The following is a 16673-nucleotide window of genomic DNA, read 5'->3' as shown; positions in this document are numbered from 1 at the left end:
CAGACTATACATTAACATCAGTTGCAAGTGGAGATGAAGAGAGTGCAGAGATTACATATACAGTAACATTTGCAAATCCAACAAAAGAAGAAGAGACAGTAACATTCAAAGTAGGTAATGAGACAATAACAATTACTGTACCAGCAAATAGTAATGGAGCTTCAACAACAGTTTCTTATGCAGATTCTTCAAAAGATTATTACCAAGATGTAACAAATGTACCAGCACCAACAGATTTAAGTTCAACAAATAACTCAAAATTTGAAGATTTAAATCCAGTAAATAATGCAACAGCAAAAGAGTTTGCAGATCATGTAGATACAACAGACTATACATTAACATCAGTTGCAAGTGGAGATGAAGAGAGTGCAGAGATTACATATACAGTAACATTTGCAAATCCAACAAAAGAAGAAGAGACAGTAACATTCAAAGTAGGTAATGAGACAATAACAATTACTGTACCAGCAAATAGTAATGGAGCTTCAACAACAGTTTCTTATGCAGATTCTTCAAAAGATTATTACCAAGATGTAACAAATGTACCAGCACCAACAGATTTAAGTTCAACAAATAACTCAAAATTTGAAGATTTAAATCCAGTAAATAATGCAACAGCAAAAGAGTTTGCAGATCATGTAGATACAACAACAGTAACAATTACAGCAAATCCAGTAAAAGAGGGAGAAAATATAGTATTTACAGCAACAGTAGATGCAGATAAAACTCCAAAAGAAGATTTAGTAATTTCAGTAAAAGATTCAAATGGAAAAGAAGTATCAACAATTACAATTCCAAAAGGTCAAACTACAGGTTCAAGTAATCAAGTAATAAATCCAAATCAAGATGATGTATATAAAGATGGAGAAACATTAAACTATACAACAGAAGTAAAAAGTGGTGGAGATGAGTATGAAAAACTTGAAGTACAAAAAGATGTATCAGTTGTAGTAACAGATACAATAAATAAAGTATATGTTGATGTAACAGCGAATAACACTGACATAAATGAAGGAAGTAGTGTTACTTATACAGTTACTTTAAGAAATAAAGATGGATTTGAAGTAAAAAATCATGATGGATTAACTATTACATTAAGTAATGGAGCAAAAATAACTATTCCAGCAGGTGAAATAAGTTCAAGTTCAAGTCCTATAAAAGTAGATAAAACTGGAAGTCATACTATAGAAATTGATAAAATTGTAGAAATTGCAACAGTTGATTCTGGAAAGCAATTTGAAGATATTCAAGCAGGTGCAACGGTAACAGTAAATGTTAGTAGTTCAACTTTTAAAAATGATATAGCAATAGCTATTGAAAGTGGTAGTGCAAATATTGCCTCACAAAAAGATGATGGGCAAATTGCAAAAGGGAATGTATTGAAAAATGATGATATCTTTGGGACAAGTAATCGTAAGATTTTAAAAGTTACTTTTGATGGAAAAGAAATAACAGTTAAATCTAGTGGTCATACAGAGATAATAGGTAAATATGGTACATTGACTATTAATAGTAAAGGAGATTTTGAATATAAAATAAATGATGATAATACTGAAGTTGATTCTTTAAATATTGGTGATAAATTAGCTGAACACTTTACTTATACAACACCAAAAGGAGAAGCTGTTTTAACTATTGAAATTCAAGGAAGTAATGATGCTCCAATTATAGAAAATATTGAAACAAATGGAGTTACATTAACTGGAATATATAATGACTATCAGTCAGATAATGTTTCAGAAAATATAACAGCACAAGATTTAATAAAAAATGATGGTAAAAATAGCTATCAATTTAGAAATGAGAATAATACTCTTAAAATGGACATAGGAAAAACTGAAACTGATGTATCAATTAAATATGAAGGTAAAAATGCTGGATATAAGAGTATATTAGGATATTATGAAAAAAATCCAGATGGAACAATTGGAAATTTAAAAATTATTTTTGTTAATGGTTCTATGGAAAATGATGTTTCTTTAAAAGCTATTACAGGTGAAATAGGATTTTTCCTAATACCTAATGGAGCGAATAATAACGATATAATGAAAATTATAAACAAAGGAGAATCTAATTATAGTTTAGCAAGAGATGATAGTGGTCAAATTATATTTACAAGTGGTAAAAGTTCTGTAACAGCAAAAGATGTATATTATACTGATGAATCTTTAAGTACAGAGAAAAAAGATCATACTATTGCATTGAAATCTGATAATCCAAATAGTATAATAATTGGTTTTGAAGATACACCTTTATATAACGACCAAACAGATTATGATTATAATGATTTTGTTATATCAGTTACATTTACTCCATCAGAATCTTTAACAAATAAACTATTTAAAAATATAGAGTTTAGTGATGTAGATGATGATAGTCTTTCAGAAGCAACAGTTGTTCTTAAAAATGCTAAAGCTGGAGATAAAATCAATATAGTAGGAGATTTAAAAGAGGGTATAGGATATACAATAATAGAAAAAGATGGACAAATAATCATTAAATTTATAGGGAAAGCTTCTCATGAAGCTTATGCAGAAGCCTTAGAGGCTATTAGATTCTCAACAAAAAATAGTGAAGATGAAAGAGAACTTAATTTTGATATAGAAATTAAAGATCCAAATGGAAAAACTGATAAAATAAGTACTGTTATTATAGGTAAAGGCTTTAACAATCATATTCCTACTATTGATAATGAAAAAGTTAATGCTTATGAAGATGTTCCATATACTTTTTCTAAAAAAGATTTTGATTCATATAAAGATATTGATGGTGATGATATAGAAACTATAAAAATAATTACATTACCAGATTCTACAAAAGGTGTTTTAAAATATGATGGTGAACTAATTATTGCTGGTAAAGAAATTTTAGTTAAAGATTTAGATAAATTAGTATATGAAACAGTTAAAAATAGTGATAAGGATGTTACTTTTAAATTTCAAGTAAGTGATGATAGAGGAGCTTATAGTGAAATTAAAGAGATGCATATAAATGTTATTGAAGTTGCTGATGCACCAGATTTGGCTATAGATATTACAAAAGTTGCTTTAGAAGACTATGCTATAAAAGTGAATGTACAACTTACAGATACAGATGGAAGTGAAATTCTAAAAAAAGATAGTGTTGGAAATACAATTATAACATTGAAAAATATTCCTGATGGTTCAAAATTATTTGGTAGTGATGGACAAGAGATTATTTCAAATGAAGATGGAAGTTATATTGTAAAAGTAGATTCAAATGGTGAAGCAAATCTTTCTTTAAAAGGGAAAGATTTTTCAGATATAGAATTAAATGCTATCCAAGCAGAAGCTACTTCATATGAAAAGAATAAAGATGGAGTACTTACAGATAGTGCTACAACAATAGTAACAAAAGATACTATTTCTTTTGATAGTAAAGGAGATATTGATTTATCAAATCTAAAAGGTATTATAAAAGATTTGAAAGAAATAAATCTAACTAATGATAAAGAGAATAAACTAAGTCTAACTTTAGATGATGTTTTAAAATTAAGTGGAGATGATAATACTATCAAAATTAGTGGAGATAAATTTGATAAAGTAGAGTTTAAAAATGAAGATGGAAAAGTTTGGGAAAAACAACAATCTATAACTGATGGTGATAAAACATTTGATGTTTATAGTGGAATTATTGGAGATCAGACTGTTCACGTTAAAGTTGAACAACCTATTTCTGATGGAATTACAAATTAATTCCTTCTTCAAAATATTTTAAAGGTAAGGAATTTCCTTACCTTTTTTATTTTTAAATAAAAATTGATAAATTTACTTGACAAAATAGTGATTTTTTTTATATACTCAAAAATGTCATTTTAAATAAAAGGGAAATTATGAAGCTTAGGAAAAGTTTTTTATCTATTGTAATATTTTCATCTATATTCACAGGATGTGCTACTACAACTAGTCAAAAAACTGTAGATATGGCAAAATTCCCTAATAATAGTATTTATAGCTCAGATAAAGATCAACAAACTCACTTAAAAACACATAACTTTATAGAAGATATTACATACTCAAATTATATATCAAAAAATAAAAAGATAAATGATAAATTATTTAGCTTTTATGATGAATGGAAGGGTGTAAAATATAGATTGGGTGGAGATACTAAAAAAGGGATTGATTGTTCTGGATTTGTACAAAAAGCATTGGCAGAAAAATTTAATTTACAGTTACCCCGTGATACAAGATCTCAAGCTCAAGTAGGACAAACTATAAAAAAGAGTGATTTACAAATGGGTGATTTAGTATTTTTCAAAACAGGAAGAACAAATCATGTTGGTATATATATTGAAGATGGAAAATTTATGCACTCATCTACAAAAATTGGAGTAACTATTTCTGAACTTGATAATATTTATTTTAAAAATAGATACTGGACAGCAAAAAGAGTTCTAAAATAAACTCTAAACTTTACTTTAAATCTCTAAAAATTTTGATAATATAAAAAGACAAATCACACAAATAATATACATTTTAAAAGCATAAAAAATATTTAATTTAAAAATCTCTTTTGCACTACAAGAGTATCTTGAACTCATTGTAAGATTTAATCCTGATATTGGAGAAGTTGAAACTGTTGTTGCCCAAGACATCAAAAATGTCATAGCTAGTAAAGTATGATTTGCATCTACAAAAAAGTCTCCTAAAATTGAAATAGAAATAATAGGATGAATCCCTATAAAAGATAGGCTTATAAAAATAAAAAGTAGTATTGAAGCTACTTTATAATCAAAAACTTCAAAAGGTAGAGTAAAGTTTAATCCTATTAATACTGACCCCATAGATATTCCAAATAATCCAGCAACTAGGAATAAAGATATTTCACTTTTCATTTTTGGTAACTCATCTAAAATATAGAATTTCAAAATCTTAGAACTTTCAAAAAAACCTTTTTTTATTGGAAGTATAAAAATAGTCATTAAAAATGCAAAACTAGATATTAAAACTATTATTTTTAAATCTTCATAGAAATAATGAGTTAAAAGTACAAAAAAAGCTAAAACTAATGGTAAATATAATGTTTGTAAAGATAGTGGATAACCATAAAAATCATCTAAATTAAATTTCTTAGTATCAATTACTTCAAAATATGTTATTAGAAAAGCAAAAAAAGCTAAGAATAGTCCAAAAGATATTATTGTATAAGTTTGTAGATTTGGAGCATAAGTTATAGCTGCTGCAAATGCTACAAAAAATGGAGACCAATAAGCATCACTAGCAAAAGAACGAGTTAATAATACTATTTGAGAAGGACTTAAAGGTGCTTTTTTATACATTTTATCAGCAACTAGAAGTAGTGAAGAGAGATTGATAACAGATCCAAAAAGATGTACACTCAAATATGTTTTCAAAAAAGAATTCTTACCTTTTGGAAGTTCTGTATTTTTCTCTTTCCTTGGAGTTGCAATAAGTTTTAAAAATCCAACAGCAATTAAAAGTGTAAGAAGATATTGATTTACACTTAAAGCTTTGAAAAAGTCAATATAAAATCCATTTATATAGCTATATAGAAAAGATATAAAACTACAAAAAAGAAGTATATATATAAGGTTTTTTTTCTCCAAAGTAAAAAACAATAAAATTGAAGCTAGCCAGATAAAGCTAATAGCTAAGATTAATATATTTTCTTGAAAAAAATATGCATAAATTGTAAATATAAATGAAAAGAATATTAAAACTCCAGAAACTCTTTGGACGACATTCATTATAAATCCTAATAAAATATTAAAATCGTATTATATAAAAACTTAGTATAATTGAGATAAAAAAGGATAGATTTTGATAAGACTCGGTTCTAATTCACCTACAAGAGCAAAGATTTTAAGAGATTTTAAAATAGATTTTATACAAAATGGAGGTAGTTTTGATGAAGATAGCATAAAAACTACAAATCCAAAAGAATTTTGTTATCTTGCCACAAAAGGGAAGTTTGATGAACTTTATTTAAAATATGGAGTAGAAGATATGCCTCTTTTAGTTGCTGATAGTGTAGTTACTTGTGAAGGATTATTACTTAGAAAAGCAAAAAGTTATGAAGATGCAAAGTATATGTTAGAACTTCAAAGCGGAAATGAAACAAGTGTAATATCTTGTATGATATATAAATCAAAAAAAGTAGAGCTTATTGATATATCTATTACAACTTATAATTTTAAGGAATTTGATAAAAAAGATTTACAAAATTATTTAGATAGTAAAGAGTGTTTTGGAAAAGCAGGAGCAATAATGGTAGAAGGATTTTGTAAGCCATATATAAAAAATGTAATTGGTTTAGAAAGTACAGCTATGGGTCTTAGTATTGAGAAGTTAATTCCATTCTTATAGTTAAGTAAGTAAAATTCCCAAGCTTATAGCTTGGGAATTAGTTTAAAACTTATTTGATTTAATTAATCAAAAGTTGGTTTTGGAGTTTTATCAGTTGAAGCTGGTAATTTTGGATATGTAATATCTGGTTTTTTACCTTCTAAAGCTTTTAAGAAAGTAACTATTTTTGCAGCATCTACATCACTAATATTAATACCTAATTGAACAGAACCCATTTCTTTAACTGCTTCATTTAATGACCAGAATTGACCATTATGGAAATATGGAGCTGTCTCAGTAATATTTCTTAAAGAAGGTGTTTTAACCATACCATTTTCATCACCTGTAAAATCACCTACATTGATAAATTGATATTGTTTAGCAATTTGGAATGGTTGCATAGTTCCACCAAGAGCAATTCCTGTATGACATGCTGTACATCCTTTACTTAAGAATATATCAAGACCTTCTTGTTCAGCTTTTGTAAGAGCTTTTGCATCACCTTCTAAAAATTTATCAAATCTTGATGGTGTAACAAGAACTTTTTCAAATAGTGCAATAGTTTCAGTGATTTTCTCAAAATCAACTTTTACATCTTTACCATACGCATTTTTGAATTCTTCAACATAAGCTGGAATAGAATTTATTCTATCTTCTACAAGTGCTGGAGGTGCTGCCATTTCTGGACCTGCTTGGATTGGACCTTGAGCTTGATCAGCTAAGTGAGGGCTTCTTCCATCCCAGAATTGTGCTTTAAAAAATACTGAGTTATAAACTGTTGGAGAGTTTAAATGGTGTGGATTTGCTGTCCAACCATGTCCAATAGCAGCTGGAACTCCATCTGCTCCACCAAGAGCTAAGTTATGACATGTATTACATGAGATTAGATTACTTCTTGATAATCTTGGATCAAAATATAATTTTTTACCAAGTTCAATTTTTGCATCTGTGATAGGGTTGTTTTTGTCTGTATCAACCAACTTCATCCATTCTTTTTTTTCAGTAGGAATTGGTTCTAAACCTGCATTTTTAGCTTTTTGAATTAAAGCTTGGTTTGCAAATAATGAACTTGCACCTAAAAGTAACGCTAAAGAAATTTTTAATTTCATAGTAAAATCCTCCTAAATGATTTGTATAATCATAGGATAAAATTTATTAAATGGAAGTTAAAAATATACATTTTTTAAAAGAAAATTATAAATTTTTCTTATAATATAGGATACTTTTTGTCCTATTTTGTAATTAGTTTTACTAATTGTGATGGGAGTAGACCTAGTGATTCTTCAACTTTTAAAGTATCTCCATGTTCAATAAAATTATCTTCATATTCGAAAGATTTTATACTTACATCTGATATATTATTCTCACTTAAACATTCTAAAATTGCACTAGCAACTCCACCTTGTTTTTGTGAATCACTAAAAATATACCAACTATCATATTTTTTAGAAAGATTAAGTAAAGTATATGTATCCAATGGTTTTACAAATCTTAAATCTAAGATAGCAATATCTTCATCATGTAGATTCTCAACTTCAATAGCTTTTGATACACCATTACCATAACCAATAAAAAGTTTATTTGAATTACCACTCTTTAAAAGCTCAGATTTTCCTAATTCAAATTTAGAAGATTCATAATCTAACTCTTTAAAAGAGCCTCTTGGATACCTAATAGCACAAGGTTTATCTAAGTTATATGCAAATTCTAATGAAAGTTCTAAAGTTTTATTATCTCTTGGAGCAAATAAAATCATATTTGGAATAAATCTTAAAAAACTTATATCAAAAGCGCCTTGGTGAGTTTCTCCATCATTTCCAACAATTCCTGCTCTATCCATAGCAAATACTACTGGTAGAGCCATGATACAGACATCATGTATTATTTGATCAAATCCTCTTTGTAAAAAAGTAGAGTAAATTGTAACAAAAGGTTTAAATCCTTCTTTTGCCATAGCAGCCATAGAAGTAACTGCATGTTGTTCAGCAATAGCTACATCCCAAAATCGTTCTGGAAACTTATCTATTAATTTATCCATTCCTGTTCCACTTGGCATTGCTGCAGTTATACCAACAACATTATCATGTTCAATAGCAAGATTTAATAAAGCATCAGAAAATATTGTAGTAGCACTTTTTGAAGAAGGTTTTTTAATAAATTCTCCATCTTCAATGTTAAAAGGTCCAACTCCATGCCAGTGCTCATGATGACCTTCTGCTATTTTATAGCCTTTACCTTTTACTGTTCTTGCATGAACAATAACTGGTTTATTCATAGATTTAGCAATTTGTAAAGTCTCAATTATCTCTTCTATATCATGACCATCTATTGGACCAATATAATCGATTCCCATTTCTTCAAATAAAATTCCAGGAGTAATTAACTTAATAGAGTTCTCAACTCTCTTTGCTAAATAAGTTGTTCCTTCTGGCATATTATTTCGTATAAATTTATCAACACTTGTTTTAAAACTTTGATAAAATTTTCCAGCTAAAAGTTTTGATAGATATTTTGATATCGCTCCAATTGGTTTTGCAATACTCATCTCATTGTCATTTAAAATTATTACAACAGGTAGTTTTAAATCTCCTAATTCATTTAATGCTTCATATACCATCCCCGCACTCATAGAACCATCACCAATCATAACAACGGGAACTCTTGACTCTTTTTTTAATTTTATTGATTTAGCAGCACCAACAGCTAAAGAGATAGAAGTTGAACTATGACCAGCTACAAAGTAATCAGCTTTATTTTCATTTGGTTTTGTAAATCCACAAAGTCCACCAAATTGTCTAATTGATTCAAACTCTTCCCATCTATTTGTAAGAAGTTTATGAGGATAACATTGATGAGAAACATCAAAAATAAAAGGATCACTATTTATGTCAAAAACATAATGCATTCCAAGTGTTAGCTCCACTGCACCAAGAGTTGATGAAAAATGGCCCCCTTTCCTTGAAACAACATCTATAATTCTTTCTCTAATATTTTGAGAAATTTGTTCTAACTCTTTTAGTGATTTACCTTTTACTTCCATAATAATCTCTATTTTAACTCTTCTAAAACTTCATCTAAAAGTGTGAATAGTTTTGTATTTTGTTCATTTGTTCCAATAGTTATTCTTATTGCATTCATTCCATAACCTGTTAAATCTCTTATAATCATACCTTTTTCTAATAGTTTTTGTGCCACAACTTTAGATACTAAATTCTCTTCAAATTTTATAGTGATAAAGTTTGTATAAGAAGGAATATATTCAAAACCTTTTTGATTTGCGTAATCCTCATATCTTTTCATCTCTTCAAAATTCTTAGCAATACAATCTTGTACAAAATCTTCATCTTTTAGCGCTTCTATAGCTGCAGCTAAACTTAAAGTTGTAATATTAAATGGTGCTCTTATTTTATAAAAAGTTGATATTATCTTTTCTTGTGCAAAACCATAACCAACTCTCATTCCTCCAAGTGCATAGGCTTTCGAGAAAGTTCCTAAATATACAGCATTTGGAAAAGTATTAATTAAATCTTTTGGACAAATTCTTTTGTTTTCATCTTTAAAAGAAGCATATTCTTGATATGCACCATCAACAACAATTAAAGTATTTTTATCTATAGATTCTAAAAATTTATAAACATCTTTTTTATCTAAGCATTCTCCTAAAGGATTATTTGGAATACATAAAAATATTACATCAGCACCATGTTTTTTATAAAGTTTACTAAACTCTTTTAAATTATGTTGGCTTGATTTTGTTTTTATAATTTTTGCACCAACTTGTTTTGCATAAATTTCATACATTGCAAAAGTTGTTTTTGCCATAAGAACATTTGAACCAGTTTTACATTTTGCATGAATACAAAACTCTAAAATTTGGTCACTTCCTGAACCTATAATTACATTTTTACTATTAAGTTGAAATTTATTTGCTAATGCTTCTTTTAATTCAAACATAGAATCGTCTGGATATAAATACATATTTTTTGCTAAACTTGATATCTTTTTAACAACTTTTGGACTTGTTCCATAAGGGTTTTCATTTGAAGCTAGTTTTACTACTTCTTTAGGGTCTATTCCATATTCTCTTACAACTAATTCTATAGGTTTTCCTGCTTCATATGTTGATAAGTTTTTTAATACTTTGTTAAATTTCATTTTTTTATCCTTGTTTTTATATATCTTTTATCTCTTTTACATAAGAGCCTAAAATTTTAATACTACTTTTGTGTTTTTGTAGTACTTTTTTAACATTTTCATCATTTTGATGACCATCAAAATCTATAAAAAATATAGAGTTCCCTTCAACTATGTGAGATTTTATTTTTGTTAAGTTTATATTTGCATCATTAAAATCATTTAAAAATTTTACTAATACACCTTGTTCATCAGGAAAATTTACTAAAATTGAAGTTTTATCATTTCCACTTGGAGCATTATCAAAATCACTTAAGATAAAAAATCTTGTTTTATTATTATCTTTATCTTCTATATTCTCAAATAAAATTGGAAGATTATAAAGTTTTGCTGCAACATGAGCACAAATAGCTGCACTATTTGGTTCATTAGCAGCTAATTTGGCAGCTTTTGTTGTAGATTCAACTGGAATTAATTCTACTTCATCAAGCCCAAAATTTGTTAAAAACTTTCTACATTGATCAAAAGCTATATCTTTTGAATAAATTTTTTTTATATCATTTATTTTATCACAAGTTGTAGCTAATGTATGATGGATATTTAGTATAACTTCAGCAACTATTTTTGAGTTAAAGTTGCTAAAACCATTTATTGTATCATTTACTATACCATTTGAAGAATTTTCTATAGGAACAACACCATATTTGATTTTTTTAGAATTTAGTTCTTTGAAAATACCTTTTATTGAACTAATTGAAACATAAGAACTCATTGCACCAAATCTAGCTTCTGCTGCTTGGTGTGTAAAACTTCCTTGTGGGCCTAAATAACCGATATTTTCAGGTAGTTCAATATTTCTAGAAATTGCAAAAATTTCTAAAAATAAAGCTTCAATTGCACTTCTATTTAAAAGACCATTTTTTTCTTGGTTTATTTTATCTAACCTATCAATAATAGACTTTTCTCTTTCTGGTCTATAAATGGCTCCACCACTTTTAGCTTTTAAAGCTCCAACTTTATGAACCAATTCCATTCTTTTGTTTAATAACTCAAGAATGTTATTATCTATTGAATCTAATTGATTTCTAAGCTCCAATAATCCATCTTCATTTGACATATAAATTTACCTTATTTTACAAACTCTTCTTCTAAAGCTATTAAATCTTCAAAAGTTTCTCTTCTTCTAATTAATCTATCTACCCCATTTTCAATAGCAATTTCAGCTACTCTTCCTCTTGTATTATAGTTACTTGCCATTGTAAAACCATATGCTCCTGCACTATAAATTGCTACTAAATCATTTGGTTCTGTTTTTGGAAGTTCAATATTTTTTGCAAAGAAATCTCCACTTTCACAAACAGGCCCTACTATGTTACAATCACAAAAATCTTTATTGTTATTTAAAACTTCAATTTTATGATAAGCATTGTAAAGAGCTGGTCTTATTAAATCATTCATTGCTCCATCAACAATAACAAATCTTTTATTTCCATTTATTTTCTCATATAAAACTTTTGTTACAAAAATTCCTGAATTTCCTACTATAAATCTTCCTGGTTCACAAATAATTGTTAAATCAAGTCCAAACATAGCATCTAAAATTGATTGTGCATATTCATAAGTATCAATTAGTTTTTCATCATCATAGATAATCCCTAATCCTCCACCAACATCAATAAATGATAAATCTATTTTTATAGCTTGTAGATTTTTTACTAATTCAGCTACTATTTTTACTGCATCTTTGATTGGTTGAAGTTGAGTTAATTGTGAACCGATATGGCAATGAATACCAGTTGGCTCTAAAAATTCACTATTTTTACACTGAATATACATTCTTTTTGCTGTATCAATATCTACACCAAATTTATTTTCGTGAAGTCCTGTTGAAATATATGGATGAGTTTTAGGATCAATATTTGGATTTACTCTTATAGAAATTCTTGCAATTTTTCCTAAACTTTTAGCTATATCTTCAACTCTATTTAATTCAGCAGCACTTTCAATATTTATCATTAAAATATCAAGTTCTAGTGCTTGTTTTATTTCATCATCACTTTTCCCAACACCTGAAAAAATAATTTTATATGAAGGAACTCCAACCTTTAAAGCTCTTTTTACTTCTCCAATACTAACACAATCTGCTCCAGCTCCAAGGTTTGCTAAATGTTTTATTACACTTAAATTTGAATTAGCTTTTACTGCATAAGCGATTAAAGATTTTCTTGCTCTAAAAGAGCTTTTTAACTCTTCATACTGTTTTGTAATATGATCAAAATCATATACATAGTATGGTGTTTGATATTTTTCTGCCAATGTCTTAAAATCTATATTCATCTTTCTTCCTTCTTAAAACTAATATTTATTTATCTGTACCATTCCATGCAATTGTTGGTTTATCTCCAGAAAAATCAACAGCAGGCATTCCCATGATATTAAATCCACTATCAACATAATGTATTTCACCTGTAACAGCACTACTTAAATCACTAAGTAAATACATACCAGAATTACCAACTTCATCAATAGTAACATTTTTCTTTAATGGAGAATGAGCTTCATTCCATTTAAGCATAAATCTAAAATCACTAATTCCAGCGGCTGCTAGAGTTCTAATTGGACCTGCACTAATAGCATTTACTCTTATACCATCTTGTCCTAAATCTTCAGCTAGATATTTTGTAGTCATCTCCAAAGCTGCTTTTGCAACTCCCATAAGATTATAGTTTGGAATATATTTTACTCCACCATAATAAGATAAAGTTAAGATAGAAGAATTTTTAGATAAAAGTGGTTTTAATTCTTTTGTTACTTCGATAAGTGAGAAAACTGATATATCCATAGCTATATCAAATGCTTCTCTTGTAATATTATGAAATCTTCCACTAAGTCCTTCTTTTGGAGCAAAAGCAATAGAATGTACTATAAAATCTATTTCTCCTAAATCTTTTTCTAAAGAAACTTTTAATGCTTTTATTTCTTCAGGATTTGAAACATCACAAGGATAAACTAAATCTTTGCTACCAAATTCATCTGCTATTGGCTCAACCCTTTTTTTTAGTGAATCATTTAGATATGTGAAAGCTATTTTAGCACCCTGTGCTGCACAAGCTTTTGCAATCCCATAAGCAATTGATTTATCATTTGCAACACCTAAAATTACACCTTTTTTACCTTTCATCAACATTATAAATCCTTTGTATTTTCTATTATTTGTATAAAATCTTCAATAATCCATGAAGCAGTCCCTATTAATGCTCCATCAACATTTTCAATTTGGCAAATCTCTTTTACATTTTCTACTTTAACGCTTCCACCATATAAAAGAGGCTTATTTATCTTTTGTTTTATTGCTGTATGAACTTGTTTGATATCTTCATTTGTAGCAGTAACTCCTGTACCAATAGCCCAAACTGGTTCATATGCAAGAATTAGATTTTCATAATTTGTGTCAATTCCTAAAAATTGTTCATAAATATATTCTAAAGTTTTCTCTAATCCTAAATTTTTTACCTCTAAAGGTTCACCAATACAGTAAATAATCTTATATCCTAAACTTTTATAAAACTCATATTTTTTTGAAATTTGTTTTTGAGTTTCTCCTAAAATATGTCTTCTTTCACTATGTCCAATTAAAATAGTTTTAATTTCAAATTCATTTAATTGAAAAGTACCTATTTCTCCTGTAAATGAACCACTTGATGTTGCATAAGCATTTTGTGCTCCTATTACAAGGTTTGAAACAGTATTAAAAGAGTCAAGTGAAGTAGAAGTAGGGAATACAATAACTTCATTTTTTATACTATTTTTTAAAAGATAATCATTTAATTTATTAATAAATATAGCTGTTGTTTTTCTAGTATGATTAGTTTTAAAGTTACTAGCTATTATTGCCATTAGTTATCTTCCTCTATAACTAATGCTTTAACTCCTGGTAAAATTTTTCCTTCTATTAATTCTAAAGAAGCTCCACCCCCAGTAGATATAAATGTCATATCAGATTCATCACCAGTGATTCTTACTAAGTCAGCAGTATCTCCACCACCAACAACTGTTGTTGCATAAGAACTAGCCACAGCATGAGATATTTTTGTACTACCTTTTGCAAATTTTTCCATTTCATAAACACCCATTGGTCCATTCCATAAAATAGTATTTGCATCTGCTAAAGCTTCATTAAATAAAAGTGCACTTGCAGGACCTATATCTAATCCCATCCAAGATTTTGGCATCTCTTGTATAGTTACAATTTTTGCTATTGCTTCTGCATCAAAAGCTTCAGCTGCAACAATATCAACTGGTAAATATAATTTTGTATCTTTTTGTTTCGCAAGTTCCATGATTTTTAAAGCTTCAGGTATTAAATCTTCTTCAACTAGAGATTTACCAATTTCATACCCTAATGCTTTTAAAAATGTAAATGCCATTCCTCCACCAATGATAATTTTATCAACTTTTGGAACGAGATTATATAAAGCTTCAAGTTTTCCAGACACCTTTGAACCACCAACTATTGAAACAAATGGTCTTTTTGGGTTTTCAACTATATGATGAAAAAATTTAATCTCTTTTGCTAGTAAAAATCCAGCTGCTTTACTATCCATATCAAAATATTTTGCTATTCCTTCAACAGAAGAGTGAGCTCTATGTGAAACTCCAAAAGCATCATTTATATAAATTTCAGCCATTGAAGCTAATTTTTTTGATAATTCTTCATCATTTTTTGTTTCACCAGCTTCAAATCTCATATTTTCTAAAAGTAGTATTTCACCAGCTTTTAATTCTTTTGCCATTTTTAAAGTTTCATTACAAACTACACTTGGAGCTAATTTAATATCTTGTTTTAATAGAATATGTAATCTCTTTGCTATTGGAGCAAGTGAATATTTATCTTCAAAACCACTTTTTGGTCTTCCAAAATGGCTTGCTAAAATAACTGAACAATCATTATCTATACAAAATCTAATTGTATTTAATGCACTTCTTATTCTTCTATCATCTGTAATATTATTATCCTCATCAACAGGAACATTAAAATCACATCTTATAAATACTTTTTTACCACTAATATCTATATTTTTAATCTCTTGCAGTTTCATATTTTGCCTTATTTATTTGCTACATAAACAGCTAAGTCAACTAATCTAGCTGAATATCCCCATTCATTGTCATACCAACTCATTACTTTTATCATATTTCCACCAATTACTTGAGTTAAATCTGAAGCAACAATTGTAGAATTTGTATTACCAATAATATCACTAGATACTAACATATCATTATCAACACTTACAATACCTGCTAACTCTTTTGATTTTTGAGTAAATAAAGCATTTATTTCCTCTTTTGTAGTATCTTTTTTAACCAAAAAGTTTACATCTACCATTGAAACGTTTGGAGTTGGAACTCTTACACTTTGACCATGAAGTTTTCCTTCAAGTTGAGGCATAATAAGCTTCATGGCTTTTGCTGCACCAGTACTTGTTGGTATCATATTAGAAGCTCCAGCTCTTGCTCTTCTTTTATCTGATTTATGTTTTACATCTAAGATATTTTGGTCATTTGTATAAGAGTGAATAGTTGTCATTAAACCTTTTTCAATTCCGAAAGCATCATCAATGATTTTTGCTATTGGTCCTAAACAATTTGTAGTACAAGAAGCATTTGAAACTATGTTTTCTCCAGCATAAGTATTTTCATTTACGCCTAGTACATAAGTTTTTGTATCATCTTTTGCTGGTGCACTCATTACAACTTTTTTAGCACCATTGTCTATATGAACTTGACATTTTTCTTTTGTTAAATATGCACCAGTACACTCTAAAATAACTTCTGCTCCACACTCTTTAGTGAAAGTTAGTTCTTTAGCATCTCTTGTTGAGTAAAGTTTAGCTTTGATTTTACCCATTTTTAAATACCCATCTTCAACTTTTACATCGCCATCAAAAGTTCCATGAACCGTATCATATTTTGTAATATATTCTAGCATATCAGGTGTTGCTGTATCATTTATAGCAACTAATTCAATATCATCTCTGTTAGCTATAATTCTAGCTACGCATCTTCCTATTCTTCCAAAACCATTTATTGCAACTTTAATAGCCATTTTTACCCTTTGTTAAAAATCTAAACGATAAATATTTTATCCAAAAGTTGCTATAATAATATTTAATTGTAAAATAAAAAGTATAAAATAATTTAAAAATTTAA

Annotated in this window: 13 protein-coding genes and 1 pseudogene; 4 read left to right on the top strand and 10 right to left on the bottom strand. The window is 28.0% G+C overall.

Annotated features, from left to right (window positions below; all coding sequences use genetic code 11):
* Window positions 1-449 precede the first annotated feature (449 nt).
* From ALANTH_RS11545 to ALANTH_RS10390, 3 genes and pseudogenes are all read left to right on the top strand, one after another.
* Window positions 450-1220: pseudogene (locus tag ALANTH_RS11545) on the top strand (immunoglobulin-like domain-containing protein); the annotation flags it as partial.
* 159 nt (window positions 1221-1379) lie between these two features.
* Entirely contained in the window at window positions 1380-3716 is a 2337-nt protein-coding gene (locus ALANTH_RS10395; RefSeq protein ID WP_026808383.1) for a VCBS domain-containing protein, read from the top strand.
* Between the two features lie 137 nt (window positions 3717-3853).
* Entirely contained in the window at window positions 3854-4426 is a 573-nt protein-coding gene (locus tag ALANTH_RS10390) for an NlpC/P60 family protein (RefSeq protein WP_026808384.1), read from the top strand.
* A 15-nt stretch (window positions 4427-4441) separates the two neighbouring features.
* Here ALANTH_RS10390 and ALANTH_RS10385 read toward each other — a convergent pair whose 3' ends face one another.
* Window positions 4442-5731, bottom strand: coding sequence for a hypothetical protein (locus tag ALANTH_RS10385; protein WP_026808385.1), 1290 nt, complete (start codon window positions 5729-5731; stop codon window positions 4442-4444).
* Between the two features lie 73 nt (window positions 5732-5804).
* On the opposite strand from ALANTH_RS10385, the gene maf reads away from it, so the two are divergent.
* A complete protein-coding gene (maf, locus tag ALANTH_RS10380) occupies window positions 5805-6350 on the top strand; it encodes a septum formation inhibitor Maf (RefSeq protein WP_026804139.1) in 546 nt (181 codons plus the stop codon).
* A gap of 62 nt (window positions 6351-6412) precedes the next feature.
* Here maf and ALANTH_RS10375 read toward each other — a convergent pair whose 3' ends face one another.
* The 9 genes from ALANTH_RS10375 to gap form a co-directional block, all read right to left on the bottom strand.
* Complete coding sequence (locus ALANTH_RS10375) at window positions 6413-7438, bottom strand: cytochrome-c peroxidase (RefSeq protein WP_026808386.1); 1026 nt, start codon at window positions 7436-7438, stop codon at window positions 6413-6415.
* A 122-nt stretch (window positions 7439-7560) separates the two neighbouring features.
* The gene (gene dxs, locus ALANTH_RS10370; RefSeq protein WP_026808387.1) at window positions 7561-9369 is read right to left on the bottom strand and encodes a 1-deoxy-D-xylulose-5-phosphate synthase; all 1809 of its coding nucleotides are present in this window, start codon (window positions 9367-9369) and stop codon (window positions 7561-7563) included.
* Window positions 9370-9377: 8 nt separating this feature from the next.
* Complete coding sequence (gene hisC, locus ALANTH_RS10365; protein WP_026804136.1) at window positions 9378-10484, bottom strand: histidinol-phosphate transaminase; 1107 nt, start codon at window positions 10482-10484, stop codon at window positions 9378-9380.
* Between the two features lie 16 nt (window positions 10485-10500).
* A complete protein-coding gene (gene pheA, locus ALANTH_RS10360; protein ID WP_026808388.1) occupies window positions 10501-11580 on the bottom strand; it encodes a chorismate mutase in 1080 nt (359 codons plus the stop codon).
* Window positions 11581-11591: 11 nt separating this feature from the next.
* Window positions 11592-12800, bottom strand: coding sequence for a diaminopimelate decarboxylase (lysA, locus tag ALANTH_RS10355; protein ID WP_026808389.1), 1209 nt, complete (start codon window positions 12798-12800; stop codon window positions 11592-11594).
* 25 nt (window positions 12801-12825) lie between these two features.
* Window positions 12826-13650 (bottom strand): enoyl-ACP reductase FabI, encoded by an 825-nt coding sequence (gene fabI, locus ALANTH_RS10350; protein WP_026808390.1) that lies wholly within the window; start codon window positions 13648-13650, stop codon window positions 12826-12828.
* The gene (locus tag ALANTH_RS10345) at window positions 13650-14360 is read right to left on the bottom strand and encodes a triose-phosphate isomerase (RefSeq protein WP_026804132.1); all 711 of its coding nucleotides are present in this window, start codon (window positions 14358-14360) and stop codon (window positions 13650-13652) included. The genes fabI and ALANTH_RS10345 overlap by 1 nt, the downstream gene beginning before the upstream one ends.
* Window positions 14360-15562, bottom strand: coding sequence for a phosphoglycerate kinase (locus tag ALANTH_RS10340; protein ID WP_026804131.1), 1203 nt, complete (start codon window positions 15560-15562; stop codon window positions 14360-14362). Before ALANTH_RS10340 ends, ALANTH_RS10345 begins: the two co-directional genes overlap by 1 nt.
* Window positions 15563-15570: 8 nt before the next feature.
* Window positions 15571-16569, bottom strand: coding sequence for a type I glyceraldehyde-3-phosphate dehydrogenase (gene gap / locus ALANTH_RS10335; protein WP_026804130.1), 999 nt, complete (start codon window positions 16567-16569; stop codon window positions 15571-15573).
* Window positions 16570-16673 lie beyond the last annotated feature (104 nt).

It is taken from the genome of Aliarcobacter lanthieri (genome assembly GCF_013201625.1).
Taxonomy (GTDB): Bacteria; Campylobacterota; Campylobacteria; order Campylobacterales; family Arcobacteraceae; genus Aliarcobacter; species Aliarcobacter lanthieri.
The sequence above is the reverse complement of the archived record's forward strand: the minus strand, read 5'-3'. Positions and strand labels throughout refer to the sequence as shown.

Bases quoted from the DNA above. Each gene is read 5' to 3' on its own strand.
- gap (WP_026804130.1), bottom strand. From the start codon at position 16,569: ATGGCTATTAAAGTTGCAATAAATGGTTTTGGAAGAATAGGAAGATGC.
- ALANTH_RS10390 (WP_026808384.1), top strand. From the start codon at position 3,854: ATGAAGCTTAGGAAAAGTTTTTTATCTATTGTAATATTTTCATCTATA.
- lysA (WP_026808389.1), bottom strand. From the start codon at position 12,800: ATGAATATAGATTTTAAGACATTGGCAGAAAAATATCAAACACCATAC.
- ALANTH_RS10385 (WP_026808385.1), bottom strand. From the start codon at position 5,731: ATGAATGTCGTCCAAAGAGTTTCTGGAGTTTTAATATTCTTTTCATTT.
- hisC (WP_026804136.1), bottom strand. From the start codon at position 10,484: ATGAAATTTAACAAAGTATTAAAAAACTTATCAACATATGAAGCAGGA.
- pheA (WP_026808388.1), bottom strand. From the start codon at position 11,580: ATGTCAAATGAAGATGGATTATTGGAGCTTAGAAATCAATTAGATTCA.
- fabI (WP_026808390.1), bottom strand. From the start codon at position 13,650: ATGTTGATGAAAGGTAAAAAAGGTGTAATTTTAGGTGTTGCAAATGAT.
- ALANTH_RS10375 (WP_026808386.1), bottom strand. From the start codon at position 7,438: ATGAAATTAAAAATTTCTTTAGCGTTACTTTTAGGTGCAAGTTCATTA.
- dxs (WP_026808387.1), bottom strand. From the start codon at position 9,369: ATGGAAGTAAAAGGTAAATCACTAAAAGAGTTAGAACAAATTTCTCAA.
- ALANTH_RS10345 (WP_026804132.1), bottom strand. From the start codon at position 14,360: ATGGCAATAATAGCTAGTAACTTTAAAACTAATCATACTAGAAAAACA.
- ALANTH_RS10340 (WP_026804131.1), bottom strand. From the start codon at position 15,562: ATGAAACTGCAAGAGATTAAAAATATAGATATTAGTGGTAAAAAAGTA.